Annotated in this window: 21 protein-coding genes; 6 read left to right on the top strand and 15 right to left on the bottom strand. The window is 71.0% G+C overall.

Going from position 1 to position 25862, the window contains the following annotated elements:
* Window positions 1–35: 35 nt before the first annotated feature.
* A complete protein-coding gene (locus OH768_RS34915) occupies window positions 36–1325 on the bottom strand; it encodes a glucarate dehydratase family protein (protein WP_406459921.1) in 1290 nt (429 codons plus the stop codon).
* Complete coding sequence (locus tag OH768_RS34910) at window positions 1322–2272, bottom strand: 5-dehydro-4-deoxyglucarate dehydratase (protein WP_406459920.1); 951 nt, start codon at window positions 2270–2272, stop codon at window positions 1322–1324. The genes OH768_RS34915 and OH768_RS34910 overlap by 4 nt, the downstream gene beginning before the upstream one ends.
* A 105-nt stretch (window positions 2273–2377) precedes the next feature.
* Here OH768_RS34910 and OH768_RS34905 point away from each other — a divergent pair, with 105 nt between their 5' ends.
* Window positions 2378–3160, top strand: a complete 783-nt coding sequence (locus tag OH768_RS34905; protein ID WP_406459919.1) for an IclR family transcriptional regulator — start codon at window positions 2378–2380, stop codon at window positions 3158–3160.
* Window positions 3161–3368: 208 nt separating this feature from the next.
* Entirely contained in the window at window positions 3369–4640 is a 1272-nt protein-coding gene (locus tag OH768_RS34900) for an MFS transporter (protein WP_406459918.1), read from the top strand.
* Here the strand turns inward: OH768_RS34900 and OH768_RS34895 are convergent.
* The 10 genes from OH768_RS34895 to hrcA form a co-directional block, all read right to left on the bottom strand.
* Window positions 4604–5596: an adenosine deaminase gene (locus OH768_RS34895; protein WP_406459917.1), complete on the bottom strand. Its 993-nt coding sequence runs from the start codon at window positions 5594–5596 to the stop codon at window positions 4604–4606. The genes OH768_RS34900 and OH768_RS34895 overlap by 37 nt on opposite strands.
* 20 nt (window positions 5597–5616) lie before the next feature.
* Complete coding sequence (locus OH768_RS34890; RefSeq protein ID WP_406459916.1) at window positions 5617–6522, bottom strand: ribonuclease Z; 906 nt, start codon at window positions 6520–6522, stop codon at window positions 5617–5619.
* 6 nt (window positions 6523–6528) lie between these two features.
* Window positions 6529–6882 carry a histidine triad nucleotide-binding protein gene (locus tag OH768_RS34885; RefSeq protein WP_406459915.1) on the bottom strand — a complete coding sequence of 118 codons (354 nt, stop codon included), beginning with the start codon at window positions 6880–6882 and terminating at the stop codon, window positions 6529–6531.
* A 125-nt stretch (window positions 6883–7007) separates the two neighbouring features.
* A complete protein-coding gene (locus OH768_RS34880) occupies window positions 7008–10232 on the bottom strand; it encodes a S41 family peptidase (protein ID WP_406459914.1) in 3225 nt (1074 codons plus the stop codon).
* Window positions 10233–10302: 70 nt separating this feature from the next.
* Window positions 10303–10815 (bottom strand): hypothetical protein, encoded by a 513-nt coding sequence (locus tag OH768_RS34875; protein ID WP_406465572.1) that lies wholly within the window; start codon window positions 10813–10815, stop codon window positions 10303–10305.
* Window positions 10816–10959: 144 nt separating this feature from the next.
* Window positions 10960–11352, bottom strand: coding sequence for a VOC family protein (locus OH768_RS34870; RefSeq protein ID WP_406459913.1), 393 nt, complete (start codon window positions 11350–11352; stop codon window positions 10960–10962).
* A gap of 15 nt (window positions 11353–11367) precedes the next feature.
* Window positions 11368–12120: a 16S rRNA (uracil(1498)-N(3))-methyltransferase gene (locus OH768_RS34865; RefSeq protein WP_406459912.1), complete on the bottom strand. Its 753-nt coding sequence runs from the start codon at window positions 12118–12120 to the stop codon at window positions 11368–11370.
* On the bottom strand, window positions 12117–13193 hold the full coding sequence (locus OH768_RS34860; protein ID WP_406459911.1) for a nitronate monooxygenase: 1077 nt from the start codon (window positions 13191–13193) through the stop codon (window positions 12117–12119). Before OH768_RS34860 ends, OH768_RS34865 begins: the two co-directional genes overlap by 4 nt.
* A 111-nt stretch (window positions 13194–13304) precedes the next feature.
* A complete protein-coding gene (gene dnaJ, locus OH768_RS34855) occupies window positions 13305–14441 on the bottom strand; it encodes a molecular chaperone DnaJ (protein WP_406459910.1) in 1137 nt (378 codons plus the stop codon).
* A complete protein-coding gene (gene hrcA, locus OH768_RS34850) occupies window positions 14442–15458 on the bottom strand; it encodes a heat-inducible transcriptional repressor HrcA (protein ID WP_019074081.1) in 1017 nt (338 codons plus the stop codon).
* Window positions 15459–15639: 181 nt separating this feature from the next.
* Here hrcA and OH768_RS34845 point away from each other — a divergent pair, with 181 nt between their 5' ends.
* Together OH768_RS34845 and OH768_RS34840 are read left to right on the top strand one after the other, a co-directional pair.
* On the top strand, window positions 15640–16365 hold the full coding sequence (locus OH768_RS34845) for an MBL fold metallo-hydrolase (RefSeq protein ID WP_406459909.1): 726 nt from the start codon (window positions 15640–15642) through the stop codon (window positions 16363–16365).
* Between the two features lie 31 nt (window positions 16366–16396).
* Entirely contained in the window at window positions 16397–17206 is an 810-nt protein-coding gene (locus tag OH768_RS34840) for a DUF3097 domain-containing protein (protein ID WP_406459908.1), read from the top strand.
* Here OH768_RS34840 and OH768_RS34835 read toward each other — a convergent pair.
* From OH768_RS34835 to OH768_RS34825, 3 genes are all read right to left on the bottom strand, one after another.
* On the bottom strand, window positions 17184–17753 hold the full coding sequence (locus tag OH768_RS34835) for a Uma2 family endonuclease (protein WP_406459907.1): 570 nt from the start codon (window positions 17751–17753) through the stop codon (window positions 17184–17186). The two genes, OH768_RS34840 and OH768_RS34835, sit on opposite strands and share 23 nt — an antisense overlap.
* A gap of 68 nt (window positions 17754–17821) precedes the next feature.
* Window positions 17822–19054 (bottom strand): radical SAM family heme chaperone HemW, encoded by a 1233-nt coding sequence (gene hemW / locus OH768_RS34830; protein ID WP_406459906.1) that lies wholly within the window; start codon window positions 19052–19054, stop codon window positions 17822–17824.
* A gap of 28 nt (window positions 19055–19082) precedes the next feature.
* Window positions 19083–20969, bottom strand: a complete 1887-nt coding sequence (locus OH768_RS34825; protein WP_406459905.1) for a SpoIIE family protein phosphatase — start codon at window positions 20967–20969, stop codon at window positions 19083–19085.
* Between the two features lie 102 nt (window positions 20970–21071).
* Here OH768_RS34825 and OH768_RS34820 point away from each other — a divergent pair, with 102 nt between their 5' ends.
* Together OH768_RS34820 and OH768_RS34815 are read left to right on the top strand one after the other, a co-directional pair.
* Entirely contained in the window at window positions 21072–25205 is a 4134-nt protein-coding gene (locus OH768_RS34820; RefSeq protein ID WP_406459904.1) for a HAMP domain-containing protein, read from the top strand.
* 11 nt (window positions 25206–25216) lie between these two features.
* Complete coding sequence (locus OH768_RS34815) at window positions 25217–25801, top strand: two-component system response regulator (protein WP_406459903.1); 585 nt, start codon at window positions 25217–25219, stop codon at window positions 25799–25801.
* The last annotated feature ends 61 nt before the right edge of the window (window positions 25802–25862 follow it).

Raw genomic sequence — 25862 nt, 5'->3', positions numbered from 1 at the left:
CCCATGACGGGCGCGTCCGGATCCGGTCACGGTTCCTACCAGCGCGGCATCGAAGGCGTCACCCACTCCGGGTCCGTGATCCGCATCGCCGCCGCGTCGTCGCGCTCGCGCAGCGCACCGTCGTCGTCGAGCCACCGCTGGTGCAGCAACTCCAGCTTGGCGCGGTCGAGTTCGACGCCGAGGCCGGGCGCGTCGGAGACGGTGACCTCGGCGTCGGTGAAGGTGAGGCGTTCGGTGAGGACGTCCTCCGACTGCCAGGGGTAGTGGGAGTCGCAGGCGTGGTGGAGGTTGGGGACGGTCGAGGCGACGTGGGTCATCGCGGCGAGGCTGATGCCGAGGTGGGTGTTGGAGTGCATGGAGATGCCGACGCCGAACGTGCGGCAGATGGCGGCGAGTTGCTGGGTGTTGCGCAGTCCGCCCCAGTAGTGGTGGTCGGAGAGCACCACCTGTACGGCATCGCGTGTGAACGCTTCCTTGATCTCGGCGAAGGTCGTCACGCACATGTTGGTGGCGAGCGGCACGTCGGTCCCGGCGGACACCTCGGCCATGGCGGGGGTGCCGAGGGCGGGGTCCTCCAGGTATTCGAGGACGTCCCCGAGTTCCTTCGCGACCTTCAGCGAAGTCTCCACGGACCAGGCGCCGTTGGGGTCGAGGCGCAGGGGGTGGTCGGGGAAGGCCGCGGCCAACGCCCGTACGGCGGCGATCTCTTCGTCGGGCGGGAAGACTCCGCCCTTGAGCTTGAAGGAGGTGAAGCCGTACCGCTCCTTGAACTTCCGTGCCTGCTCGACGACTCCGGCCGGGTCGACGGCCGCTCCCCAGTCGTCCTTCTCGCTCGCCACGCCCTCGGGGTGGTCGGCCCACTTGTAGAACAGGTAGGCGCTGTACTCCACGGCGTCCCGCACCTTGCCGCCGAGCAGCGCGTGCACGGGCAGTCCGAGTGCCTTGCCGAGGGCGTCGAGGCAGGCGACCTCGAAGGCGGAGACGACGGACAGCCGCAGCTTGTCGGCGGTCTGGACGCCGCGCAGTCCGCCGACGTCGACCTGCGCGGAGGTCCGGGAACTGTCGACCGTGACCTCGTCGGCGACGGTGAACAGGCCGTTGAGGTCAGAGACTTGACGGCCGATCAGTTTCTGGGCGTAGGGCCGGGCCAGTTCCAGGTACTTGGTGTCGCCGTAGGTCTCGCCGAGGCCGGTGATCCCGTCGGCGGTCTCGATCTCGACGATCAGGCGCGGGGTGTAGGGCTGGTGGACGCCCTGGGTGTTCAGGAGCGGCGGGTCGGCGACCAGGATCGGGGTGAGCCGGACGTCGGCGATGGTGAGGTTCACAGCGCGGCTCCTACGAGGTCGAGTCCGGTGGTGAGCAGGGCGGTGAGGTCGGCCAGGTCGGCGGCCGTGGGGTCGGTGAGCGGGGCGCGCACGGGGCCCACCGGGCGACCGCGCAGCCGGGCCGCCGCCTTGACGAGGGAGACGGCATATCCCGGTACCCGGTCGCGGAGTTCGACGAACGGGACGTAGAACTCGCGGAGCAGTTTCTCGACCGTCTTGTCGTCGCCGTCCCGCAGCGCGGCGAAGAAGGCGTTCGCGATCTCGGGGGCGAAGGCGTGGACGGCGGAGGAGTAGGCGGGGACGCCGACGGTGGCGTAGGCGCGGGCCTGGATCTCGGCGGTGGAGGCGCCGTTGAAGAAGAGGAAGCCCTCGGGGGCGGCGAGGGTGAGGCGTTGCAGACGGTCGAGGTCGCTGTGGCCGTCCTTGAGGCCGATGACGCCGGGAATGCCCGCGATGCGCTTCAACGAGCTTGCGGTGAAGGCGACTTGGCCGCGCTGGTAGGCGATGAGCGGGAGCCGGGTACGGGCGGCGAGCTGTTCGAGCTGGGCCACCAGGCCGTCCTGTGGGGCGGCGACGAGGTAGTGCGGGAGGACCAGGAGGGCGTCGGCGCCGGCCTCCTCGGCGATGCGGGCGAAGCGGGCGGCCTGTGCCCAGCCGTAGCCGACGCCGGCGACGACGGGTACGCGGCCGGCCGCCTCCTCGACGGCGATGGTGACGACCTGCCGGTACTCGTCCTCGTCGAGCGAGAAGAACTCGCCGGTGCCGCAGGCCGGGAAGATCGCGCCGGGGTTGGTGGCGGTCTGGGCGGCGACATGGGCGCGGAAGCCGTCGGGGTCGAGGGAGCCGTCGTCGTGGAAGGAGGTGAGCGGGAAGGACAGCACGCCGCCCGCCATCCCGTCCCGCAGCCTGCGCACCACGGTCTCCGTTTCGCCGTTCACCTGGGCCATCTCCTGGCCATCTCCCTATGTAGACGTCATCCACGTATGAAGACAAAGGTTAGGTACGCGAACCACAGCCGTCAATGGGGCGCACCTGCTCGCTACCATCGCCCCATGTCAGAGCCCGGTGGCGTCCGCGAGGTGAAGTCCGCCGCCCGCACGGTCGAGCTGCTCGAACTGCTCGCCGAGCGCGGCGCCCGTCCCGCGCGCCTCCAGGAACTCGCCGACGAGCTGGGCGTGCCGCGCAGCTCGATGTACGCCCTCCTCCAGACCCTGATCGCGCACGGCTGGGTCCGCACCGACAGCACCGGCTCGCTCTACGGCATCGGCATCCACGCCCTGCTCACCGGTACCAGCTATCTGGACTCCGACCCGCGGGTGCGGACCGTACGGCCGTATCTCGACGAGGCGTCCCAGGCGCTCGGCGAGACGATCCACCTGGGGCGGCTGGACGGGCGGGACGTCGCCTATCTCGCGACGCGGGAGTCCCACGAGTACCTGCGCACCATCAGCCGGGTGGGACGGCGGCTGCCCGCGCATGTCGGCGCCCTCGGCAAGGCGCTGCTCGCGGAACGGGACGATGCCGAGCTGCCGCCCGGGCCGTACGAGGCGGCGACCCCCAACACCCACACCACCCGGGAGTCCCTGACCGCCGACCTCGCCGCGATCCGCGCCCGCGGCTACTCGATCGACCGCGAGGAGGGCGTCCTCGGAATCGTCGGCTTCGGCTTCGCGCTGCGCTACGACAACCCGCCGCTGGACGCGATCAGTTGCTCGGTCCCGGTGGTCCGGCTGACGCCGGAGCACGAGGGGCGGATCGTGACGGTGATGCGCGAGGTCAGGGCGAAGATCGAGGCGACGGCGCGGGCGGCCGGCGGGGCGGTTCACTGGCGTTAGCGGCGGAAATTCGCCGGGCGACTCCGCGATGTGGGCGCTCATTTACCCGGCGCTCCCCACCCCAAACAGAACGTGCCCCACATCACACCCCCCGCCCTTCTTTCCCCAACCGCGTGCTTGATACAAATTGCCCGCGCGTTCCTGTCCGTCGACGGTCGTCGCCCATCCCCTTTTCGAGCCGCTTCTTTCGCATGCCCTGGGAACGCCCGTGTCCGCCCGCAGCACCACCACGCCCTGGCCCCTCGTCGCCCTTTTCACGGCCGGGTACCTGGCCCCCTACCTCCTGCCCACCACCGTCGGCCGCCTCGACGCCGGGCTTCCGCTGTCCGCCACACAGGCCGGTGCCGTCGGCAGTGCGCTGCTGCTGAGTTCGGCGGCGGCGGGCTTTCTGCTCGTCTCTCGCGTCGACCGGGTCGGCCCGCGCACCCTCGCCCGCATCGGCCTCGCCCTCGCCGTCCTCGGCTACGGCTCGGCGGCCCTCACGCACGCCGTCCCCGCGGTCGTCGCGGGCGCGATCGTCGGCGGCTTCGGATCGGGTACGGCCACCACGGTCGCCGCGTCCGGGATCGCCGCCGAGAGGGACCCCCACCGCGCCTCCACGCTCGGCCTGTTGTGCGTGTCCGCGCTCGCGGGTGCCGTCTATCTGACGGTCCCGCACCTCGGCGCGGGCCACGGCCGGCCGCTCGCCGCGATCGCGCTGACCGCACTCGCCGTATGGCCGCTGACCGGCCGCCTCCCGGTCCGTACGTCGACGGAGCACGCGCGCGTGGAGACCGCCGGACTCCCCCACCGCCGCGCCGGACTGGTCCTCGCCGCCACCTTGCTGTGCTGGTCCCTCGCCCAGAACTCCCTCTGGGGCGTCAGCGGACGCATCGGCCTCACCCAGGCCCACCTGTCCGAGGTCACCGTCGGCGCGGTCTTCGCGATCGCGCTCGGCACCGGCCTGGTCGGCGTCATCGGCGCGGGCGCACTCGGCTCCCGGCTGGGGCGCGCGGTGCCGATCGGCGCGGGCACGGCGCTCATCGCGGGCTGCATCGTGCTCAGCGCGTCCGCGCACGACCTGAGGACGTTCGCGACCGGCGAGATCGCCTGGAACACCCTCTACCCGATCGTCCTGTCCTACGTCCTCGGTCTCGCCGCCTCCCTTGATCCGCGCGGCCGTTGGGCGGTCCTGGTCGGCTCGGCCTCGTCACTGGGGACGGCGGCGGGGCCGCTGGCGGGGAGTGTGCTGTCGGCCGGGGCCGGGTTCCCGGCGATGGGGGCGGTCCTCGCGGCGGGGCTGATCGTGGTGGCGGTGCCGATGACGGCGGTCGCCGTGCGCTCGGGCCGGCGCCGCCTGCCGCAATCGACGCGCCCCGTCAGGGGCGCGGGGCTGTATCGACATGCGGCTCCGCCGCGGGGCGCGACCAACCCCCACCGGCCCGCAGCCTCAACACCACCCGCCTACGAGAACTCGTACGCCTCCACCTCGGCCAGATAACGAGCCCGCAACTCCTCGTGGTCTTCTAGGAAGGACGCGATGAACGAGTTCCGGGCCAGCTCCCGCAACCGGTCCTCGCTCAAGCGCAGCGCCTCGCGCACCGCGTCGAAGTTGTCACCGGCGTACCCGCCGAAGTAGGCCGGGTCGTCGGAGTTGACCGTGCAGAGCAGGCCCGCGTCCAGCATGGCGGGGAGCGGGTGCTCGGCGAGGACGTCCACCGCGCGCAGCCGGACGTTGGAGAGCGGGCAGAGGGTGAGCGGGATGCGGTCCCGGACCAGCCGCGCCACCAGGTCCGCGTCCTCCATGCAGCGCAGGCCGTGGTCGACGCGCTCGACGCCGAGGACGTCCAGCGCCTCGGTGATGTAGGCGGGCGGACCCTCCTCACCGGCGTGCGCGACCCGTCGCAGCCCCAGCGCGGCGGCGGCCTCGTAGACCTCGCGGAACTTCACCGGCGGGTGGCCGACCTCCGCCGAGTCGAGGCCGATGCCGGTGATCCGGTGGAGGTACGGCTTCGCCGCCTCCAGGGTCGCCATGGCCGAGTCGGCGGACTCGTCGCGCAGGAAGCACATGATCAGCCGGGTCGAGATGCCGTGGTTGGTCTCGCTGTCGCCGAGCGCCCGCCACAGGCCCTCCACCACCGTGCCCATGTCCACGCCCCGCGCGAGGTGCGCCTGCGGGTCGAAGAAGATCTCCGCGTGCCGCACGCCCTGCGCGGCGGCGCGGGCGAGATAGGCGCCTGCGAGGTCCTCGAAGTCCCGCTCGGTGCGCAGGACGGCCATCAGCTCGTAGTAGAGGTTCAGGAAGGACTGCAGGTCCTCGAAGAGGTACGCCTTGCGGAGCGCCTCGGTGTCCGCGTACGGCAGCTCGACGCCGTTGCGGGCGGCGAGGGCGAACGCCAGCTCGGGTTCGAGGGTGCCTTCGATGTGGAGGTGCAGTTCGGCTTTGGGGATGGGCATCGAAGTATCGTACGGGTGTTTTATCGCCGTTTCGGAACCGGCACCCTGAGTAGATCGTGGGCCACGGTCAGCTCCCCCTCGAACCCGGCCGCCCGAGCCTGCCGCTCGAACTCCTCCGGCTCGGAGTAGCGCTGGCTGAAGTGAGTGAGGACGAGGTGGCGGACGCCGGCGTCCCGGGCCACCCGGGCCGCCTGTCCGGCGGTCAAGTGCCCATGGTCTACGGCCAGTTGCTCGTCCTCGTCCAGGAACGTCGACTCGATCGCCAGCAGGTCGCAGCCCTCCGCGAGGGCGTGCACTCCGTCGCAGAGGCGGGTGTCCATGACGAACGCGAACCGCTGCCCGGGACGGACCTCACTGACGTCTTCGAGCGATACGCCGTCCACGGCTCCCTCGCGCTGGATACGGCCCACGTCCGGGCCCTTGATGCCGTGCGCGGCGAGACGGTCGGGGAGCATACGGCGGCCGTCGGGTTCGGTGAGGCGGTAGCCGTAGGACTCGACGGGGTGGGAGAGCTTGCGGGTCTCCAGGGTGTAGGAGGGGGTGGTGGCGAGTACGCCGTCCTCGTCCACCGGGGCCTCGGTGATGCCTACCGTCTCGCGGTACGCGGTGGCGTAGCGCAGGCGGTTGAAGAAGTGTTGGCCCGAGCGCGGGTAGTGCGCGGTGATCTCGTGCGGGACGCGGTCCAGGTTGATGCGCTGGACGACGCCCGCGAGGCCGAGGGAGTGGTCGCCGTGGAAGTGGGTGACGCAGATCCGGTTGAGGTCGTGCGCGGCGACCCCGGCGCGGAGCATCTGGCGCTGGGTGCCCTCGCCGGGGTCGAAGAGGATGCCCTCGCCGTCCCAGCGGAGGAGGTAGCCGTTGTGGTTGCGGTGGCGGGTGGGGACCTGGCTGGCGGTGCCGAGGATAACCAATTCACGTACGGACACGGTGAGTTAACCGGGGGGCCATAGCATGCCGCGGCCGCCCATGACGTGGGCGTGGGCGTGGAACACGGTCTGGCCCACGCCGGTGCCCTTGTTGAACACCACGCGGTAGCTGTCGAGCTTCTCCTCCGCCGCGACCTCGCCGGCCTCGCGCAGTATGTCGGCTGCGATCGTCGGTTCGGCGGCGGCGAGGGAGGCGGCGTCGGGGTAGTGGACCCGGGGGATCACCAGGACGTGGGTCGGGGCCTGGGGGTTGATGTCCCGGAACGCGACGGTGGTGACTGTTTCGCGGACGATCGTCGCCGGGATGTGGCCCTCGACGATCTTGCAGAACAGGCAGTCGTCCTGCGGTTCCCCTGACATGTGGGATCCCCTCCGGGGGTTGGGCGGCGCTTTACGGTGGGCATCGTATCGTCGTCGGGTGCGGGAGCGTGGGGGCTGGTCGTGCCCACGCGGCGGAGCCGCAAGTCGATACAGCCCCGCGCCCCTCAGGTGGGCAGGACTGGCGGTGTTTTCGCGGGACTGGTCTCCAGTGCTTCCAACGCCAGGCGGATTGCCTCGTCCAGTTGGGTGTCCCTTCCCGCCGCGTAGTCCTGTGGCCGTTGCACCACCTCCACGTCCGGGTCCACCCCGTGGTTCTCCACCCCCCAGCCGTAACCCTCAAGCCAGAACGCGTACTTGGGCTGGGTGACCAGCGTGCCGTCGACCAGGCGGTATCTGCTGTCGATGCCGATCACGCCGCCCCACGTGCGCGTGCCGACCACCGGGCCGATACCCAACGCCTTGATCGCCGCGTTGACGATGTCGCCGTCGGAGCCGGAGAACTCGTTGGCCACGGCCACTACGGGGCCTCGGGGGGCGTCCTCGGGGTAGCTGTACGGGCGCATGCCGCGCGGCAGGTCCCAGCCGACGATGCGGCGGGCCAGTTTCTCGACCACCAGCTGCGAGGTGTGGCCGCCCCGGTTGTAGCGGACGTCCACGACCAGGCCCTCGCGGGCCACCTCAACGCGCAGGTCGCGGTGGATCTGGGCCCAGCCGGGGGCCTGCATGTCGGGGACGTGGAGGTAGCCGAGGCGGCCGCCGGACTTCTCGTGGACGTAGGCGCGGCGGTCGGCGACCCAGGCGTGGTAGTAGAGGGGTTCCTCGTCGGCGAGGGGGACGACGACCGCGTGGCGGGGGTCGCCGCCGCCCGCCGGGGAGATGGTCAGTTCGATGGGCTTGCCCGCCGTGCCGACTAGAAGAGGGGCCGGGCCGGTGACCGGGTCGACAGGCTGTCCGGCTACCGCGAGGATCGCGTCGCCCGGGCGGACGGCGACTCCGGGTGCGGCGAGCGGGGCGCGGGCGGCCGGGTCGGAGGTCTCGGAGGGCAGGACGCGGTCGATGCGCCAACTGCCGTCCGCGTGACGGGAGATGTCGGCGCCGAGCAGGCCCTGTCGTTCGCCGGTGCCGTAGCCGCCGCGCGGGGTGACGTAGGCGTGCGAGGTGCCGAGTTCGCCGTGCACCTCCCAGAGGAGGTCGACGAGGTCGTCGTGGGTGGCGACGCGGTCGAGGATCGGGCGGTAGCGGTCGAGGACGCCGGCCCAGTCGACGCCGCTCATGTCGGCGCGCCAGAAGTTGTCGCGCATGACGCGGCCGGTCTCGTCGAACATCTGGCGCCATTCGGCGGCCGGGTCGACGGTCTGGCGGATGCGGGAGAGGTCGACGTTGATGTTCGAGTCGCTGTCGTCGTCCTCGGAGGAGGCGCGGCGGTCGCTCGGGACGACCCGCAGCTTGTGGTCGGTGCGCAGCACGACGCGTTTGCCGTCGCCGCTGACCTCGAAGTGTTCGGCGTCCCCGGCGAGGTGCTCGATGCGCTGCTGGGCGAGGTCGTAGCGCTCCAACTCGGTTTTGGGGTCCGGGTCTTCGGGGGTCGCGCGGGTGGCGCCGAGGACGCCCTGCACGGGGTGGCGCAGCCACAGGACGCCGTCCTTGGCGGCGCGCAGGTTGGAGTAGCGGCCGGCCTCGACGGGGAACGGGACGATGCGGTCGGCGAGGCCTTCGAGGTCGACGCGGGTGGTGGGGCGGCCCTCGCTGTCGGGGGTCTCGTCCTTGTCGGGGGCCTCGAAGGGGCGGCCGTGCCGCTGCGGTCCGAAGGGGGACGGGGTGGTCGCGGCGAGGGTGATCAGGTGCGGGCGGTCGCCGACCACGAAGGCGAGGTCGAAGACGTGTTCGTCGTAGACCGGGTCGAAGGAGCGGGTGGAGAGGAAGACCAGGTGTTTGCCGTCGAGGGTGAAGGCGGGGGCGTAGTCCTGGAAGCGGAGCGGGGTGGCCTCGGTCACCGACAGGTCGGTGGTGTTGGCGAGTTTGAGCTGACGCAGCGGGCGCGGGCCGGGGTGCGACCAGGCGAGCCAGGCCGAGTCGGGCGAGAAGGAGAGGCCGGAGGCGTCGCCGTCCTCGCCGCGGTCGACCTCGCGGACCTCGCCGGTCTCGCGCTCGATGAGGAGGACGCGGCCGTCGTGCGAGGCGACGGCGACGCGGCCGCCGTCGGGGGCGACGGTGAGCGCGAGGACGCGGCCGAGCTGTCCGGCGGCGATGCGGCGCGGGGTGGCGCCGGGGGCGAGGCCGGTGGCGGGGGCGAACTCCAGGGCGTCGTCACCCTCGGCGTCCGTCACCCACACCACCCACTCCTCGCCGTCGACACGGAAGGTGTGGGGCAGCCGGGCGCGGACGCCGGGCGTGGCGGCCAGTGCGCGGGCGGGGCCGGAGCGGTGGGTGATCCAGTGGACGGTGCCGCGTACGGCGACGGCGCTGCCGCGCGCGGTGTGGTCGGGCGAAGCCGAGGCGAACCAGCGGGCGGCGGACACCGGGAAGGGCTGCTGGTCGGTGCGCTGTCCGCCGAGCCGGATGTCGAGCCGGCGCGGTTCGGCGCCGTCCAGGTCGTCGAGGAGCCAGAGCTCACCGGCGGAGGAGTACGTGATCCGGGTGCCGTCGCCGGCCGCGTGCCGGGCGTAGAAGCCGTCGAGTGGGGTGTGCCGGCGCAGGTCGGTGCCGTCGGCGAGGGAGGAGTACAGGGCGCCGGTGCCCTCGTGGTCGGAGAGGAACGCGATCCTCTCCCCCGCCCACACCGGGTACTCGATGTTGCCGTCCAACTCCTCGTGCAGGCGCGTGAATTCACCGTCGCCCTCGCGGTCGATCCACAACTTGCCCGCCGTGCCGCCCCGGTAGCGCTTCCACCAGGCGGCCTCGCGGCCCATGGGGGCGGAGAGCAGGACGGTGGCGGGACCGATGGCGACATCGCCAACGGGCCCGTAGGGCAGGGTGGTTGCCGGTCCGCCGTCCAGCGGGATGGTGCGGGCCCAGCTGCGGCGGAGGTTCGCCTGGCCGTGGGTGCTGATGGCGAGGACCTGGCCGTCCGCCGTCCAGCCGCGCACCTGGGTGCGTGAACTCCCCCAGTGGGTGAGGCGTTTGGCGGGTCCGCCGTCGACCGGGGCGATGTGTACCTCGGGGGCGCCGTCCCGGGTGGAGGTCCAGGCGACGGTGGTGCCGTCGGGCGAGACGCGCGGGTGGGTCACCGGCACGTTCTCGGCGCTGACCCGCCAGGCCCGGCCGCCGTCGAGGGGGGCCAGCCACACGTCGTCCTCGGCGGTGAAGGCGATCAACTCGCCGTGCAGGTGCGGGAAGCGGAGATAGGCCTGGGGACCGGCCTGGGCTGCGGACGCTGAGGGCTGAGTCACCTGATCAGCGTATGCAGCGGCGGCCCGCGCCGACAGCGGTTTGGATCACTTGCCCGCTATGGAAGGGCTGTCACTTGCCCTCCACGGGCCAGCAGGTCGGGTCGCCCTTGCACCAGATGGTCTTGGTGACCGTGACGGTGACGGTCGGTCCCGGTCCGTAGGTGAGACTCGGGTTGGGGTTGCTCACGGACGAGGGTGTCGCCGCGTTGCAGTCGCCGAGCCCGGTCACGTGGAACACCTGCTTGCCGCCCACCTTGCCGACCAGGTCACCGCGCACACAGGCGCCGTCGACGGCCCGGGTGACCTTGCCGGTGACGGTGATGTCCCGGTTGTCGTTCGTCTGCCCCTGGCAGTCCACGGAGACGACGGTGGACTCGGACGGCGAGGGCGTCTTCCCGGGCGTGTAGGCCTTGTTGCCGCTGCCGTAGTTGCCCGTGCAGGTCAGATAGCGGACGCTCACATGGTCCCGCTTGAGCTCCGCGGTCGCCGTCTTGTCGGTGGTGTACGCGACGGTCGCCGCGCTGAGATCACCGGGCTGGCACGCGACGACCCCGCCCACGGACACCATCGCGAGCCCCGCCACAGCGGCCACCCGCCGTCCGCGCGGCCGACGCCAGTTCTGCCTCAACGCCCCCATGGACGGCAGCCTGCCACCGTCGGGGCGCACACGGAAGAGCGCATACGGCCACCCGTGCGCCCGGGGCGCAGTCACCCGGCGCACGACCGGTCAGCCTCGCAGCAGCAGCCACTCCTGAAGCTCCACCACATTGCCCTCGGGGTCCTTGAGATGCGCGACCCGCATCCGGTCCGTCATCGGCGCCGGGCCGTGCAGCAACACGGCCCCCCGGTCGGCGATCTGCTCGCAGTACGCGTCCAGGTCGTCGACCCGCAGCACCACGAGCGAGCGGTGTCCGGTCACCAACTCCCCCAGCTCACCGAGGACTTGGGCCATCATCGCCCGGTCCTGCAGCGCGATCCCGGCCGACCCGGCAGTGGGGCTGAACTTCTCGTACGGCCCCTCGGTCGCCCCCGACTGCGGCTTCAGGCCGAGGACTTCGGCGTAGAAGCGGTAGCAGGCCGCGAAGTCGGTGACGAGCAGCCTCACTTGGGCCAGTTCCACGACGGTCTCCCTCGCTCAGGACCAGCGTCCGGTACGGCCCAGGAGCAGGGCGGTGGCCGCTGTCCCGGCGGTCGATGTGCGCAGCACGCTACGCCCGAGCCGGTAGGCCTTCGCCCCGGCCTCCTCGAAGAGGGCCAACTCCTCGGGGGAGACGCCGCCTTCGGGGCCCACGACCAGCACGATCTCGCCCCCGTCGGGGAGTTCGGCGGTGGATAGGGGCTCGCTGCCGTAGTCGCGGTCCTCGTGGAGTACGGCGGCGAAGTCGGCTTTGGCGAGAAGTGCGGCAACCTGTTTGCTCGTTGCCGCGTCCGCGACCTCGGGGAAGCGCAGCCGGCGGGACTGCTTGCCGGCCTCGCGGGCGGTGGCCCGCCACTTCGTGAGGGCCTTCAGACCCCGCTCGCCCTTCCACTGCGTGATGCAACGGGCGGCCGCCCAGGGGACGATGGCGTCGACGCCGGTCTCGGTCATCGTCTCCACGGCCAGTTCGCCGCGGTCGCCCTTGGGGAGAGCCTGGACGACGGTGATGCGGGGACTGGGTTCCGACTCGACGGGGAACGCGTGGAGTTCGACGATCAGCCGGTCCTTGCCCTCGGCCCTGAGAACCACACCGGCGGCGCCCCGGCCCTGTCCGTCCGTGAGCACGACGTCCTCGCCGGGCTGCAGCCGTCGTACGGAAACGGCGTGCCGTCCCTCGGGGCCGTCCACCTCGGCGAGGGAGCCGGGGCCCACACCCGCCAGGGACTCGACCACGAACACCGGCGCCGTCATCGGAGGTCACCCCCGGCCGACAACGCTGTCCGGGCCGAGGTCAGTTCGGCGGCCAGTACCTCGACCAGCCGGCCGGCCGGCAGCTCGCGTGCCATGCGGTGGCCCTGCCCGGCCCACAGCGCCATGCCCTGCGCGTCGCCGGCCGCGGCGGCCTGCTTGCGCAGCGGGGAGGTGAGGTGGTGGACCTCGGGGTAGGCGGCGGGGGCGTACGGGCCGTGCTCGCGCATGAAGCGGTTGACCAGGCCGCGGGCCGGGCGGCCGGAGAACGCGCGGGTCAGCTCGGTACGCGTGAAAAGGGGGTTGGTGAGTGCCTGCTTGTGCAGGACGTTCGCGGCGGACTCGGGGGTGGCGAGGAACGCCGTGCCGAGCTGGGCCGCGCTCGCACCCGCCGCGAGGGCGGCGGCGATCTGGCTGCCGCGCATCAGACCGCCGGCGGCGACGATCGGGAGGCTCACCGTCTCGCGGATCTGGGCGACCAGGGAGAGCAGGCCTATGCCGGAGCCGTCGTTCTCCGGGAGGTCGCGGTGGGTGCCCTGGTGGCCGCCGGCCTCGACGCCCTGCGCGATCACCGCGTCGGCGCCGGCCCTCTCCACGGCGAGGGCCTCCTCGGCGGTGGTGGCGGTGACGAGGGTGAAGGTGCCGGCCCGGCGCAGCGAGTCCAGCACCTCACGGGTGGGGACGCCGAAGTGGAAGGAGGCGAAGGACACCGGGTTGTCGAGCAGCACGGACAGCTTCGCGTCGTAGCCGTCCTCGCGACCGCTGTCCGGGTCGCCGAGTTCCGTGTCGTACCAGGCGGCCTCGCCGGCCAGCTGGTGGGCGTAGACGCCGACCGCGGCCTTGTCCGCATACTCCGGCTGCGGCATGAAGAGGTTCACGCCGAAGGGGCGGGACGTCAGGCTCCGCAGCTGCTTGATCTCCTGGTACATGCCGTCGGCGGTCTTGTACCCGGCGGCGAGGAACCCCAGCCCGCCGGCCTCGGACACGGCAGCCGCGAGGCGCGGTACGGAGACACCGCCCGCCATGGGGGCCTGCACGATCGGATGCGGGAAGAGATCGGTCAGCGCGGAGGACATGACGGCATGTTGTCACGTCCTCCGAACAAGTCCGAATCCGGCCTTCCGCCGGGCATAGGACAGATGCATGCCCAGGCGGAGGCCGGTTCGACGACCGATTCGACGACCGGTTCAGCGGCCGTTGAAAGCGTCCTTCAGACGGGAGAACAGGCCCTGCTGTCCCGGCTGGAACGTCCCCATGGGCCGTTCCTCGCCGCGCAGTTTCGCCAGCTCCCTGAGGAGGCGTTCCTGCTCCACGTCGAGCTTGGTCGGGGTGGTGACCTCGACGTGCACGATGAGGTCGCCCCGGCCGCCGCCGCGCAGATGCGTGATGCCTCGGGTGTGCAGCGGGATCGACTGGCCGGACTGGGTGCCGGGCCGGATGTCGACCTCCTCCATGCCGTCCAGCGTCTCCAACGGCACCTTCGTGCCGAGGGCCGCCGCCGTCATCGGGAGGGTGACCGTGCAGTGCAGGTCGTCGCCGCGGCGCTGGAACATCGCGTGCGGCAGCTCGTGGATCTCGACGTACAGGTCACCGGCGGGGCCGCCGCCGGGGCCGACCTCGCCCTCGCCCGCGAGCTGGATCCGCGTGCCGTTGTCCACACCGGCCGGGATCTTCACCGTCAGCGTGCGCCGCGAGCGGACGCGGCCGTCACCGGCGCACTCCGGGCACGGCGTCGGCACGACGGTGCCGAAGCCCTGGCACTGGGGGCAGGGGCGGGACGTCATGACCTGGCCCAGGAAGGACCGGGTCACCTGCGACACCTCACCGCGACCGCGACACATGTCACAGGTCTGCGCGGAGGTGCCGGGGGCGGCGCCCTCGCCGTTGCAGGTGTTGCAGACGACGGCCGTGTCGACCTGGATGTCCTTCGTGGTGCCGAAGGCCGCCTCGTCCAGCTCGATCTCCAGCCGGATCATGGCGTCCTGGCCACGGCGGGTGCGCGAGCGCGGCCCGCGCTGCGACGCCGTACCGAAGAACGCGTCCATGATGTCCGAGAAGTTCCCGAAGCCACCCTGGCCGAAGCCGCCGGCGCCCGCGCCGCCCGCCTGCGAGAGGGGGTCGCCGCCGAGGTCGTAGACCTGCTTCTTCTGCGGGTCCGAGAGCACCTCGTAAGCGGCGTTGATCTCCTTGAACCGCTCCTGGGTCTTCGGATCCGGATTGACGTCCGGGTGCAGCTCGCGCGCGAGCCGGCGGAAGGCCTTCTTGATCTCATCCTGCGACGCGTCGCGACGCACGCCGAGAACGGCGTAGTAGTCCGTGGCCACTTAGGACTCCGCCAGGATCTGTCCGACGTACCGTGCCACTGCGCGTACCGCTCCCATCGTTCCCGGGTAATCCATGCGGGTCGGTCCGACCACGCCGAGCTTGGCGACTGCCTCGCCGCCCGAACCGTAGCCGACCGACACCACCGACGTGGAGTTGAGTCCCTCGTAGGCGTTCTCGTGACCGATCCGTACGGTCATGCCCGAATCCCCCGCCTCACCAAGCAACTTGAGGAGGACGACCTGCTCCTCCAGGGCTTCCAGGATGGGGCGGATGGTGAGGGGAAAGTCATGTCCGAAGCGGGTGAGATTGGCGGTGCCGCCGATCATCAGCCGCTCCTCGGTCTCCTCGACGAGGGTCTCCAGGAGGGTGGAGAGCACCGTCGCGACCGTGCCGCGGTCCTCGTTCTCGAAGGCCTCCGGCAGGTCCTGCACGAGCTGCGGCACGTCCGCGAAGCGGCGGCCGGCGATCCGGCTGTTGAGCCGCGCGCGTAGATCCGCGAGCGAGGACTCCCCGAAGGGGGCCGGGCAGTCCACCATGCGCTGCTCGACCCGCCCTGTGTCGGTGATCAGCACGAGCATCACGCGCGCGGGGGCCAGCGACAGCAGCTCCACGTGCCGGACGGTCGACCGGGTCAGCGAGGGGTACTGCACGACGGCGACCTGCCGGGTGAGCTGCGCGAGCAGCCGTACCGTACGGCCCACCACGTCGTCGAGGTCTACGGCACCGTCGAGGAAGTTCTGGATGGCCTTGCGCTCGGGGCCGGTCATCGGCTTGACACCGGCGAGCTTGTCGACGAACAGGCGGTAGCCCTTGTCCGTCGGGATGCGTCCGGCGCTGGTGTGCGGCTGGGCGATGTACCCCTCGTCCTCCAGGGCCGCCATGTCGTTGCGCACGGTCGCCGGGGAGACGCCGAGGCTGTGCCGCTCGGTGAGCGCCTTGGAGCCCACCGGCTCCTCGGTGCCGACATAGTCCTGGACGATGGCGCGCAGCACCTGAAGCCTGCGTTCGCTGAGCATCGCGCACACCTCCAGTTCTGGTCGCCTTTGTCGCCGCTTGTCGCGAGCCCGCCCTTTCCTGGCACTCTGTGCGCGTGAGTGCCAGCGTTCCCCGGCCAGTGTACGGCCGTGAGGTACACCCCGGGCAAGGCCGGTCCTGCGATGCCACGCCGTGGGGTGCCGTCACCGTTAGCGTCGCCGTATGACGGTGACTTGGGAAGAGGCGGGGTGGGAGCGGCTGGCCGCCGGGGTGGGCCGGTGCCGGCTGCCTGGCTGGGACTGCACGGTCGGTCTGGTCGTCGGGGAGGGGTCGGCGCTGATGATCGACGCCGGGTCGAGTCTCGCGGAGGGCGCGCGATTGCGTACGGCGGCGCGGGCGCTCGCCGGGCGCCCTGTGACCCATCTCGCGCTCACCCACCCCCACTTCGACCATGTCTTCGGGGCGGCGGAGTTCGCGGACGCGGAGGTGTTCGGGGTGGTGGGCGTGGAGCGGGTGTTGGCGGACGAGCGGGAGGCACTCCGTAGGGACGCGGTCGAAAACGGCCTCCACGCGCGCGTGGCCGACGAGGCCGTGGCCGCCCTGGTGTACCCCCGTCACCTGGTGTCGGGCGATTGGCCCCTCTCTCTGGGCGACGACCGAGAGGTCCTGCTGGCGAACGCCGGGCCCGGGCACACGGCCCATGACCTCGCAGTGCTCGTCCCCGGTTCCCCGCCGGTCGTCTTCTGCGGCGACCTGGTCGAGGAGTCCGGCGAACCCCAGGCGGGCCCCGACGCCGTACCGTCCCACTGGCCGGCCGCCCTGGACCGCCTCCTCGACCTGGGCGGCGAGGACGCGGTGTACGTGCCCGGTCACGGAGCGGTGGTGGACGCGGGGTTCGTGCGGGCCCAACGGGACGCGTTGGCAACGCGTTTCGGCGTGTCGCGGTGACGCCTCCCGGCCTTCTCCTATCGTCATCCGAATGCGCCAGTACTCCGCCGACCTGACCCCGCCGTGGAAGAAGCCCAAGCCGGTACCCGAGGTCCCGGCGGACCCCGGCCTGGTGGTCGAGGAGCCGGGCACCGGTTTCTGCGGCGCGGTGATCCGCTGCGAGGCCGGCACGGTCACCCTGGAGGACCGCTTCGGCAAGCACCGGGTGTTCCCCCTGGAGCCGCGCGGCTTCCTCCTGGAGGGCCGGGTGGTCACCCTGGTCAGGCCTGTGTCCAGTCCGCTACGGCCCACCCGTACGGCATCCGGTTCGGTCGCCGTTCCCGGTGCACGCGCGCGTGTGGCCCGCGCCGGTCGCATCTACGTCGAGGGCCGGCACGACGCCGAGCTCGTCGAGCGGGTGTGGGGCGACGATCTGCGCATCGAGGGCGTGGTGGTCGAGTACCTGGAGGGCGTCGACGACCTGCCGGCCATCGTGGCGGAGTTCGCCCCGGGCCCGGACGCCCGCCTCGGCATCCTGGTGGACCATTTGCTCCCCGGCACCAAGGAGTGGCGCATCGCCCAGTCGGTCACCAGCGAGCACGCGCTCGTCGTCGGCCACCCCTACATCGACATCTGGGAGGCCGTGAAACCGTCCTCCGTGGGCATCGCCGCGTGGCCCAGGATCCCGCACGGTCAGGACTGGAAGACGGGGGTGTGCCGGGCCCTGGGTTGGCCGGAAAACACCGGTGCGGTGTGGCAGGCGATTCTGGCCAAGGTGGGGTCGTACAAGGATCTTGAGCCGGAACTGCTGGGGCGGGTCGAGGAGTTGATCGACTTCGTCACGGCCGGCGGTGAGGCGTGACGTTCTCATAGGTGGCGAATTCGCTGGTGTCCAGTTCCGTGCCGATGGGCTCCAACTGTGTGAGGTCGCCGAACTTGGTGATGCGCCGGCACCGGTAGTCCGCGTCCTCGCCCATGCCCGTCGGCTCGGTGAACAGGACGCACTGGGCCATGATCGGATCGATGATCAGGTACCCGGGTACCTTTGCCGCCGCGTAGATCGAGCGCTTGACGCTGTAGTCGCGATGGACGCTGTTGGTGGAGACGGCCTCGACCAGCAGCGTGACGGCCTCGGCAGGCATCAGTCTTCCGCCATCGGGGCCGGCACCGCGCTCGATCACCACGAGGTCCGGCTGCGGCTCACTCGGCTCGTCGGGGATCGCCACTCGCTGCGTCTGAAGCCGTCTCCAGCCCCTCCGGGGAATCTGGTCCTGAACCGTCTCCACGATCGCGTTGTGCACCAGGTCAGGGCTGACCGCCAACACGATTTCCCCCCGGAGGAGTTCGGCCCTCGTTCCCTCAGGAGGCTCGAACTCCGCAAAGAACCTGGTGATTCGCCGGTCGCTCACAACGGCAGCCTAGGAAAGTGGATCAGCGACCGGATCGGCCTCCCGCCCCGATTCACTCCCCCGAGTGATCAGTCCACCAGATCCCGCACCACCGCGTCCGCCAGCAACCGCCCCCGCAACGTGAGCACGGCGCTCCCCTCCTCGTACGGTCCCGCCTCCAGCAGCCCCTCCCCCAGCGCCCGCCGGGACGCCGCGAGCCCCGCCTCCCGCAGCAGCTCCAACGGCACCCCCTCCCGCAGCCGCAGCTCCAGCAGAATCCGCTCCACCCGGCGGTCCTCCGCGGAGAGGATCTCCCGCCCGGCACCCGGTGAGCGTCCTGCCGCCAGCGCCCCTGCATACGCGCCTGGGTGCTTCACGTTCCACCACCGCACCCCGCCCACATGCGAGTGCGCTCCAGGGCCCGCGCCCCACCAGTCGGCGCCGCGCCAGTAGAGCTCGTTGTGCAGACAACGGCCGGAATTCGATGTCGCCCAGTTCGAGACCTCGTACCAGTCGAAGCCCGCCGCGGACATCACCTCGTCCGCGATCAGATAGCGGTCCGCGTGCACGTCGTCGTCCGTCATCGGGACTTCGCCCCGGCGGATCCGGCGCGCCAGCTGGGTGCCCTCCTCGACGATCAGGGCGTAGGCGCTGATGTGGTCGGGGCCCGCGCCGAGGGCCGCGTCGAGCGAGGCCCGCCAGTCGTCGTCCGTCTCGCCCGGGGTGCCGTAGATCAGGTCGAGGTTGACGTGTTCGAAGCCGGCCGCGCGGGCCTCGGAGACACAGGCCTCGGGGCGGCCCGGGGTGTGGGTGCGGTCCAGGACCTTCAGGACGTGCTGTTTCGCGCTCTGCATGCCGAAGGAGACTCGGTTGAAGCCGCCGTCGCGGAGCGCCGCGAGGTAGGCGGGATCGACCGACTCCGGGTTCGCCTCCGTCGTGATCTCCGCGTCCGGGGCGAGGCCGAACTCGTCCCTGATCGCGCCCAGCATCCGGACGAGGTCGCCCGCCGCGAGCAGCGTGGGCGTGCCGCCGCCGACGAAGACCGTGCGGACCGGGCGCGGGTCGTCGCCGAGGACCTTGCGGGCCAGGCGGACCTCGTCGATCAGGGTGTCCGCGTAGTTGTCGCGGGAGGCCAGCACTCCGCCCGTGCCGCGCAGCTCGGTCGCCGTGTAGGTGTTGAAGTCGCAGTAGCCGCAGCGGGTCGCGCAGTACGGGACGTGCAGATAGAACCCGAGGGGGCGGTCGGCGGCCCCGGCAAGCGCCTGCGCGGGCAGGGCGCCGTCGTCGGGGACGGGATCACCGTCGGGGAGTGCGGAAGGCATGTCCTCCATTGTCCAGCACCGGGCGGGACTACTCCGCCTGGAGCACCAGCAGCGCGAGGTCGTCCTCCGGCGGGCGTCCGCCGAACTCGTGCACCAGGCGTTTGATCCGCTCCGCGATCAGCTCGGCGCTCAGCCCCGCGCACCCGGCGAGCGCGGTCGCGAGGCCGTCGCCGTCGTCGAACTGGACGGAGCCGGAACGGCGCTCGGTCACCCCGTCCGTGACGCACAACAGGCTGTCGCCGGGCCGTAGTTCGAAGGTCTCACTGGTGTAGGTGACGTCCTCCAGGACGCCGAGGAGGGTCTGCGGGCGGGCGGCCGTGGCGACGGAGCCGTCCGGGCCGAGGAGCAGCGGCAGCGGGTGTCCGGCGGAGGCGAGGGTGCAGCGGACGCCGCCGTCGAAGGGGACCAGCTCGCCGTAGAGGAGGGAGAGGAAGCGCGGGCCGTCGCCGACGGGGCCGGGCATGCCGCCCGCGGCGACCAGGGCGTGGGCCGCGGCGTCGGCGGCCTCGGTGGCGTCGTCGAGGAGGAGCTGGTTGAGGCGGTCGAGGACGTCGGCGACTCGGTAGCCCTCGCGGGCGAGGAGGCGGAGCCACGGGCGGGCCAGACCGATCACCACGGCGGCCTCGGGGCCCTTGCCCTGGACGTCGCCGAGGGCGAAGCACCACCGGCCGTCGCCGGCCGGGAACAGGTCGTAGAAGTCGCCGCTGGGGCCGCCCTTGTCGCACGGTTCGTAGACGAGGGCGCTGTGCATGCCGGGGATCTCGGCGACGGCGCCGGGCAGCAGGCCGCGCTGCAGGACGCGGCTGATGGTGGCCTGGCGGGCGTACTGGCGGGCCGCGCCGATGGCGAGCGCGACCCGGCGGCTGAGGTCCTCGACCAGGCCGGTGACCTCGTCGGGGAAGCACGGCAGCCCGGACCGTCCGATGACCAGGGTGCCGAGCGGACGGCCGCCCGCGATCAGCCGGTACGCGAGTGCCGCGCCGTGGGTGCCGTGCGGGCCGAGGGCGTCGGCGGGCCAGGGGTAGGCCACGGGCCGCAGCGAGTCCTGCGGGCGGGGCGGGTCCTTCTCCAGGGCGCCGCGCAGTTCCTCGATGCGGTTCTCGCTGCCGTGCCAGACGCGGGCGAGGCGGGGTCCGGCGCCGGCGTCCTCGCCCCAGCCGCCGCGACCCATCGCCTCGTCCTCCAGCCATACGGCGCACCAGTCGGCCAGTCTCGGCACGATCAGCTGTCCGGCGAGCGCGGCGACCAGGTCCTCGTCGAGCTGTCCGGCGAGGAGGTCGGAGGCCTCGGCGAGGAAGGAGAGGGCGCCGCGACCGAGCCAGTCCCGGTCGCGTTCGGCGCGCTGGGGTTCGGGGGCGAGGATCTCGGCTACGCGCAGGCCGCGTTCACCGTCGTACGTCTCCAACTCCTCGTCGGCCGGGCTGCCTTCGGCGGGCAGGCGGGCCCACACGGTCTTGGTGCCGGTGCGGTAGGTGACGCCCCAGGCCTCGGCGAGCGTGGAGACGAGCCGCAGCCCGCGCCCGAACTCCGGCGTCTCGTACGCCGGTTCACTGCTGTTGTCGCGCGGGGCGCGGGAGGGGTGGTGGTCGGCGACCTCCACGACGACGGACCGGGTGTCCTCAAGCCGGCAGACCAGCTCGACGTCCGTACCGGCGTGTACGACGGCGTTGGTGACGAGTTCGCTGACGACGACCATCGCATCGTCGGCCAGCCGGTCGGTGAGATGTTCGGTGCCGGGCAGGGCGAGTTCGGTCCACTCGAGGAGCGCGGCGCGCACCAGGCAGCGGGCGGAGCCGGGTGCGAGAGGGCTTCCGGAGAGCGTGGCACGGATGGTCGTGCGCGGGTCCGCACCGTGGTGCGCGGGCGCACCAGGAGCACGTGAAGTGGTCTCCCGTTGCGTCGGAATGGCCCCCATGCGCAGCTCCCGGAGCAGTTCGGACGAATACACCTCGATCGATGCGGACAGAGTGACAGACTGACCGCGGCCATAAGCGCCGAGTTACCGAAGTGGGCCGCCATGAGTGAGAACAGTGCTACGCGTGTGCTCGAAGAAGGACACAAAGAGGACTGGATCCGAGCATCGGATCTCCGCCCTCTGCTCGCCGTGATGACGGCGGCGCGCGACGGCGACTTCACGAAGGCACCGGAGACGGGCCACGGCCTGGTGGCCGAACTGACCGCCGCCTTCAACCAGATCATGGACCGCAGCACCCACTTCAACTCCGAGACGCAGCGCGTCAAACGGGAGCTGATCCGCCACGGCCGCCTCGACGAACGCCTCTCGGCCAGCCCCGGCCAGGGCGGCTGGACCTCCCGCGTCAACGACGTCAACCAGCTCCTCGACGCCCTGGTCGCCCCGGCCGCCAACGCGACCCGGGTCCTGGACGCGGTGGCGGGCGGCGATCTGACCCAGCGGGTCGATCTGCACGACGGCAGCAGGCAGTTGCGCGGTGATCTACGACGGCTCGGCCGCACCGTGAACAAGATGGTGGACCAACTCTCCCTGTTCACCGGGGAGGTGACCCGGGTCGCCCGCGAGGTCGGCACCGAGGGCAGGCTCGGCGGGCGGGCCAAGGTGCAGGGACTGTCGGGCAGTTGGCGGGACGTGACCGAGGCGGTCAACACGATGGCGTCCCGGCTGACCGCGCAGGTGCGGGACATCGCCCTCGTGACGACGGCGGTGGCGCGCGGTGACCTGACCCGTACGGTCACCGTCGAGGCGACCGGTGAGCTGCTCGAACTGAAGCTCACCGTGAACACGATGGTCGACCAGCTCTCCGCGTTCGCCGACGAGGTCACGCGCGTCGCCCGCGAGGTCGGCACCGAGGGCCAGTTGGGCGGTCGGGCGCAGGTGCGGGGCGTGTCCGGGGTCTGGAAGGACCTCACGGACAACGTCAACTTCATGGCGTCGAACCTGACTTCGCAGGTCCGCAACATCGCCCAGGTGACGACGGCCGTGGCGAACGGCGACCTGAGCCAGAAGATCACGGTCGACGCTCAGGGCGAGATCCTGGAGCTGAAGTCGACCATCAACACCATGGTCGACCAGCTCTCCGCCTTCGCCGACGAGGTGACACGCGTCGCCCGCGAAGTCGGCACCGAGGGCAACCTCGGCGGACGCGCGCAGGTGCGAGGTGTCTCCGGGGTCTGGAAGGACCTCACCGACAACGTCAACTTCATGGCGGACAACCTGACTTCGCAGGTCCGCAACATCGCGCTGGTGTCGACGGCCGTGGCGCAGGGCGACCTCGGCAAGAAGATCACGGTGGAGGCGAAGGGCGAGATCCTGGAGCTGAAGTCGACCATCAACACCATGGTCGACCAGCTCTCCGCCTTCGCCGACGAGGTGACACGCGTCGCCCGCGAGGTCGGCACGGAGGGCAACCTCGGCGGACAGGCGCAGGTGCGGGGCGTCAGCGGGGTCTGGAAGGACCTGACGGACAACGTCAACTTCATGGCCCTGAACCTGACTTCGCAGGTCCGGAACATCGCCCAGGTGACGACCGCCGTGGCCAACGGCGACCTGTCGAAGAAGATCACGGTCGACGCGCGTGGCGAGATCCTCGAACTGAAGGACACCGTCAACACGATGGTGGAGCAGCTGCGCGCCTTCGCCGACGAGGTCACGCGCGTCGCCCGCGAGGTCGGCACCGACGGCCGACTCGGCGGCCGGGCCCAGGTGTTGGGCGTCTCCGGTGTCTGGCGGGACCTGACCGACAACGTCAACTACATGGCCGACAACCTGACTTCGCAGGTCCGGAACATCGCCCAGGTCGCGACGGCGGTGGCGCAGGGCGACCTGTCGAAGAAGATCGACGTGGACGCGCGCGGCGAGATCCTGGAGCTGAAGACCACCATCAACACGATGGTCGACACCCTCTCCTCCTTCTCCTCCGAGGTCACCCGGGTGGCCCGCGAGGTCGGCTCCGAGGGCCAACTCGGCGGCCAGGCGCGGGTGGAGGGCGTCTACGGCACCTGGAAGCGCCTGACGACCAACGTGAACGAACTCGCGCTGAACCTCACCACGCAGGTCCGCGCGATCGCCGAGGTGGCCTCCGCGGTGGCACAGGGAGACATGTCCCGCTCGATCACGGTGGAGACCCAGGGCGAGGTCACCGAGCTGAAGGACAACATCAACCTGATGGTGGCCAACCTCCGCGAGACGACCCGCGCGAAGGACTGGCTGGAGTCCAACCTGGCCCGGCTCGCCGCGCTGATGCAGGGGCACCGGGACCTGATGGAGGTCGCGGACCTGATCCTGCGCGAGCTGACCCCGCTGGTGAACGCCCAGTACGGGGCGTTCTTCCTGGCCGACCCGGACGAGGACAGCCTGCGAACGGCGATCCCGGCCAAGGGACTTGCCTTCATCGCCGGGTACGGGTCGGCGCAGGGCGCGACCGTCGACACGGGCGGGATGCCGGTGCACGGGCTGGTGCGGCAGGCGGCGCGGGAGAAGAAGCGGATCCTGGTGGAGGAGGCCCCGCCGGACTACATCAAGATCAACAGCGGGCTCGGCGAAGCCGCTCCGGCGAGCGTGGTCATCATCCCGATCATCTTCGAGGACAAGCTCCTCGGCGTCATCGAACTGGCCTCGTTCTCCCGCTTCTCCGACGTCCACCTCGCGTTCTTCGACCAGTTCGTGAACACCATCGGCGTGGCGATCAACACCATCATCGCCAACTCCCGCACGGAGTCCCTGCTCGGCGAGTCCCAGCGCCTCGCCATGCAGCTGCAGGAACGTTCGGACGAACTCCAGAAGCAGCAGGCCGAGTTGCGGCGCTCCAACGCCGAACTGGAGGAGAAGGCAGCCCTGTTGGCGACCAGCTCCCAGTACAAGTCGGAGTTCCTGGCGAACATGAGCCACGAGCTGCGCACCCCGCTCAACTCGCTGCTGATCCTGGCCCGGCTGCTCTCGGACAACCCGGACGGCCATCTCACCGACCAGGAAGTGCAGTTCGCGACCACGATCCACCGCTCCGGCTCGGACCTGCTCCAGCTCATCAACGACATCCTCGACCTGTCGAAGATCGAGGCCGGCCGGATGGACGTACGCCCCAAACGCCTCCCCCTCATCAAGCTCCTCGACTACGTCCACGCCACCTTCCGCCCGCTCACCCTGGACCGGAGGCTCGCCTTCGAGGTCTCGGTCGGCGAGGACGTACCGCGCGAGATGTGGTCGGACGAGCAGCGGCTCCAGCAGATCCTGCGCAACCTGCTGTCCAACGCCATCAAGTTCACCACCACCGGCCGGGTCGAACTCCGCGTCAACCGGGTCAAGGACCCCGACCACCGCTACTCCCACGACAGCGACGAGGTCATCGCGTTCGCCGTCTCCGACACCGGCATCGGGATCGCCGCCGAGAAACTCCCGGTGATCTTCGAGGCGTTTCAGCAGGCCGACGGCACGACCAACCGCAAGTACGGCGGTACGGGGCTGGGGTTGTCGATCAGCCGGGAGATCGCCGGGCTGCTCGGCGGCCGTATCGTCGCGGAGAGCGAACCGGGCAGCGGCTCGACCTTCACGCTCTACGTCCCCGTCGTCAGCCCCGGCCACGCGGCGACCGGGCGGACGACCGAGGACCAGGAACTGCCCACGACGGCCGAGCAGTTGTCGGCCGAGCCGTTCACCGGGCACGAGGTGGACGACTCGTGGCCGACGCCCACCAAGCTGGAGGCGTGGAAGGCCGGCCGGGCCGGTCAAGTGCTGCCGGGGCGACGGGTGTTGATCGTGGACGACGACATCCGCAACGTCTTCGCGCTCACCCATGTCCTGGGCCGCGTCGGCATGCCGGTGCTCTACGCCGAGAACGGCCGCGAGGGCATCGAGACCCTGGAGCGCAATCCCGACGTCGAACTCGTGCTGATGGACATCATGATGCCGGAGATGGACGGCTACGAGACCATAGCCGCCATCCGCCGCGCCCCACGCTGGACCGGCCTGCCCATCGTCGCGCTCACCGCCAAGGCGATGCCCGGCGACCGGGAGAAGTCCATCGCGCGGGGCGCCAACGACTACGTACCCAAACCGGTGGACGTGGACCAGCTGCTGACCGTCGTCTGCGCCCTCCTGGACCCCGAGGCCGGGACGGACATCGCGGGGACGGAACCGGGTACCCCGGAGGAGACGGCGATACCGCCGACGACTGAGTGAGGCCAGCCATGATGAGCGCTGAGGCAACGACCGACGAGCGTGCCAGCATCCTCCTGGTCGACGACATGGAGGACAACCTGGTCGCGCTGGAGGCCGTCCTGGGGTCCCTCAACGAACCACTGGTACGCGCGCGTTCGGGCGAGGAGGCGATGAAGGCGCTGCTGCGGCAGCGCTTCGCCGTCGTCCTGCTGGACATCCGCATGCCGGGCATGGACGGGTTCGAGACCGCGGCCAACATCAAACGGCTCGACCAGACCAAGGACGTCCCGATCATCTTTCTGACCGGCAGCGACTCGGACGCGGGCTACGCGTTCCGTGGCTACGCCACGGGCGCGGCCGACTATCTGACCAAGCCGTTCGATCCGTGGGTGCTGCGGGCGAAGGTCACCGTCTTCCTCGAACTGCACCGGAAGAACCAGTTGTTGGAGCGGATGCTGGCCCGTGAGCAGGGACAGTTCGAGGAACTGGCGTGGCGGCTCAAGGAGATTGAGACCCAGATGGCGGCGAGCACGGTCGAGGAGGTGCAGGAACTTCGGCACCAGGTGCGGGAGTTGGGGCAACTGGTGCGGGAGTTGCGGCGGCGCTCGACCAGATAGACAGGCAGTTTGTCACGCGCGGGTCGGTGGGGGCTGGGCGCGCAGTTCCCCGCGCCCCTTT

It is taken from the genome of Streptomyces sp. NBC_01622 (assembly GCF_045209635.1).
Taxonomy (GTDB): Bacteria; Actinomycetota; Actinomycetes; order Streptomycetales; family Streptomycetaceae; genus Streptomyces.
The sequence above is the reverse complement of the archived record's forward strand: the minus strand, read 5'-3'. Positions and strand labels throughout refer to the sequence as shown.

Excerpts from the sequence above, each read along its gene's own strand:
- OH768_RS34910 (WP_406459920.1), bottom strand. The coding sequence starts at position 2,272 with ATGGCCCAGGTGAACGGCGAAACGGAGACCGTGGTGCGCAGGCTGCGG.
- OH768_RS34905 (WP_406459919.1), top strand. The coding sequence starts at position 2,378 with ATGTCAGAGCCCGGTGGCGTCCGCGAGGTGAAGTCCGCCGCCCGCACG.
- OH768_RS34895 (WP_406459917.1), bottom strand. The coding sequence starts at position 5,596 with ATGCCCATCCCCAAAGCCGAACTGCACCTCCACATCGAAGGCACCCTC.
- OH768_RS34885 (WP_406459915.1), bottom strand. The coding sequence starts at position 6,882 with ATGTCAGGGGAACCGCAGGACGACTGCCTGTTCTGCAAGATCGTCGAG.
- OH768_RS34865 (WP_406459912.1), bottom strand. The coding sequence starts at position 12,120 with ATGACGGCGCCGGTGTTCGTGGTCGAGTCCCTGGCGGGTGTGGGCCCC.
- OH768_RS34860 (WP_406459911.1), bottom strand. The coding sequence starts at position 13,193 with ATGTCCTCCGCGCTGACCGATCTCTTCCCGCATCCGATCGTGCAGGCC.
- hrcA (WP_019074081.1), bottom strand. The coding sequence starts at position 15,458 with ATGCTCAGCGAACGCAGGCTTCAGGTGCTGCGCGCCATCGTCCAGGAC.
- OH768_RS34845 (WP_406459909.1), top strand. The coding sequence starts at position 15,640 with ATGACGGTGACTTGGGAAGAGGCGGGGTGGGAGCGGCTGGCCGCCGGG.
- OH768_RS34840 (WP_406459908.1), top strand. The coding sequence starts at position 16,397 with ATGCGCCAGTACTCCGCCGACCTGACCCCGCCGTGGAAGAAGCCCAAG.
- hemW (WP_406459906.1), bottom strand. The coding sequence starts at position 19,054 with ATGCCTTCCGCACTCCCCGACGGTGATCCCGTCCCCGACGACGGCGCC.
- OH768_RS34825 (WP_406459905.1), bottom strand. The coding sequence starts at position 20,969 with ATGGGGGCCATTCCGACGCAACGGGAGACCACTTCACGTGCTCCTGGT.
- OH768_RS34820 (WP_406459904.1), top strand. The coding sequence starts at position 21,072 with ATGAGTGAGAACAGTGCTACGCGTGTGCTCGAAGAAGGACACAAAGAG.
- OH768_RS34815 (WP_406459903.1), top strand. The coding sequence starts at position 25,217 with ATGAGCGCTGAGGCAACGACCGACGAGCGTGCCAGCATCCTCCTGGTC.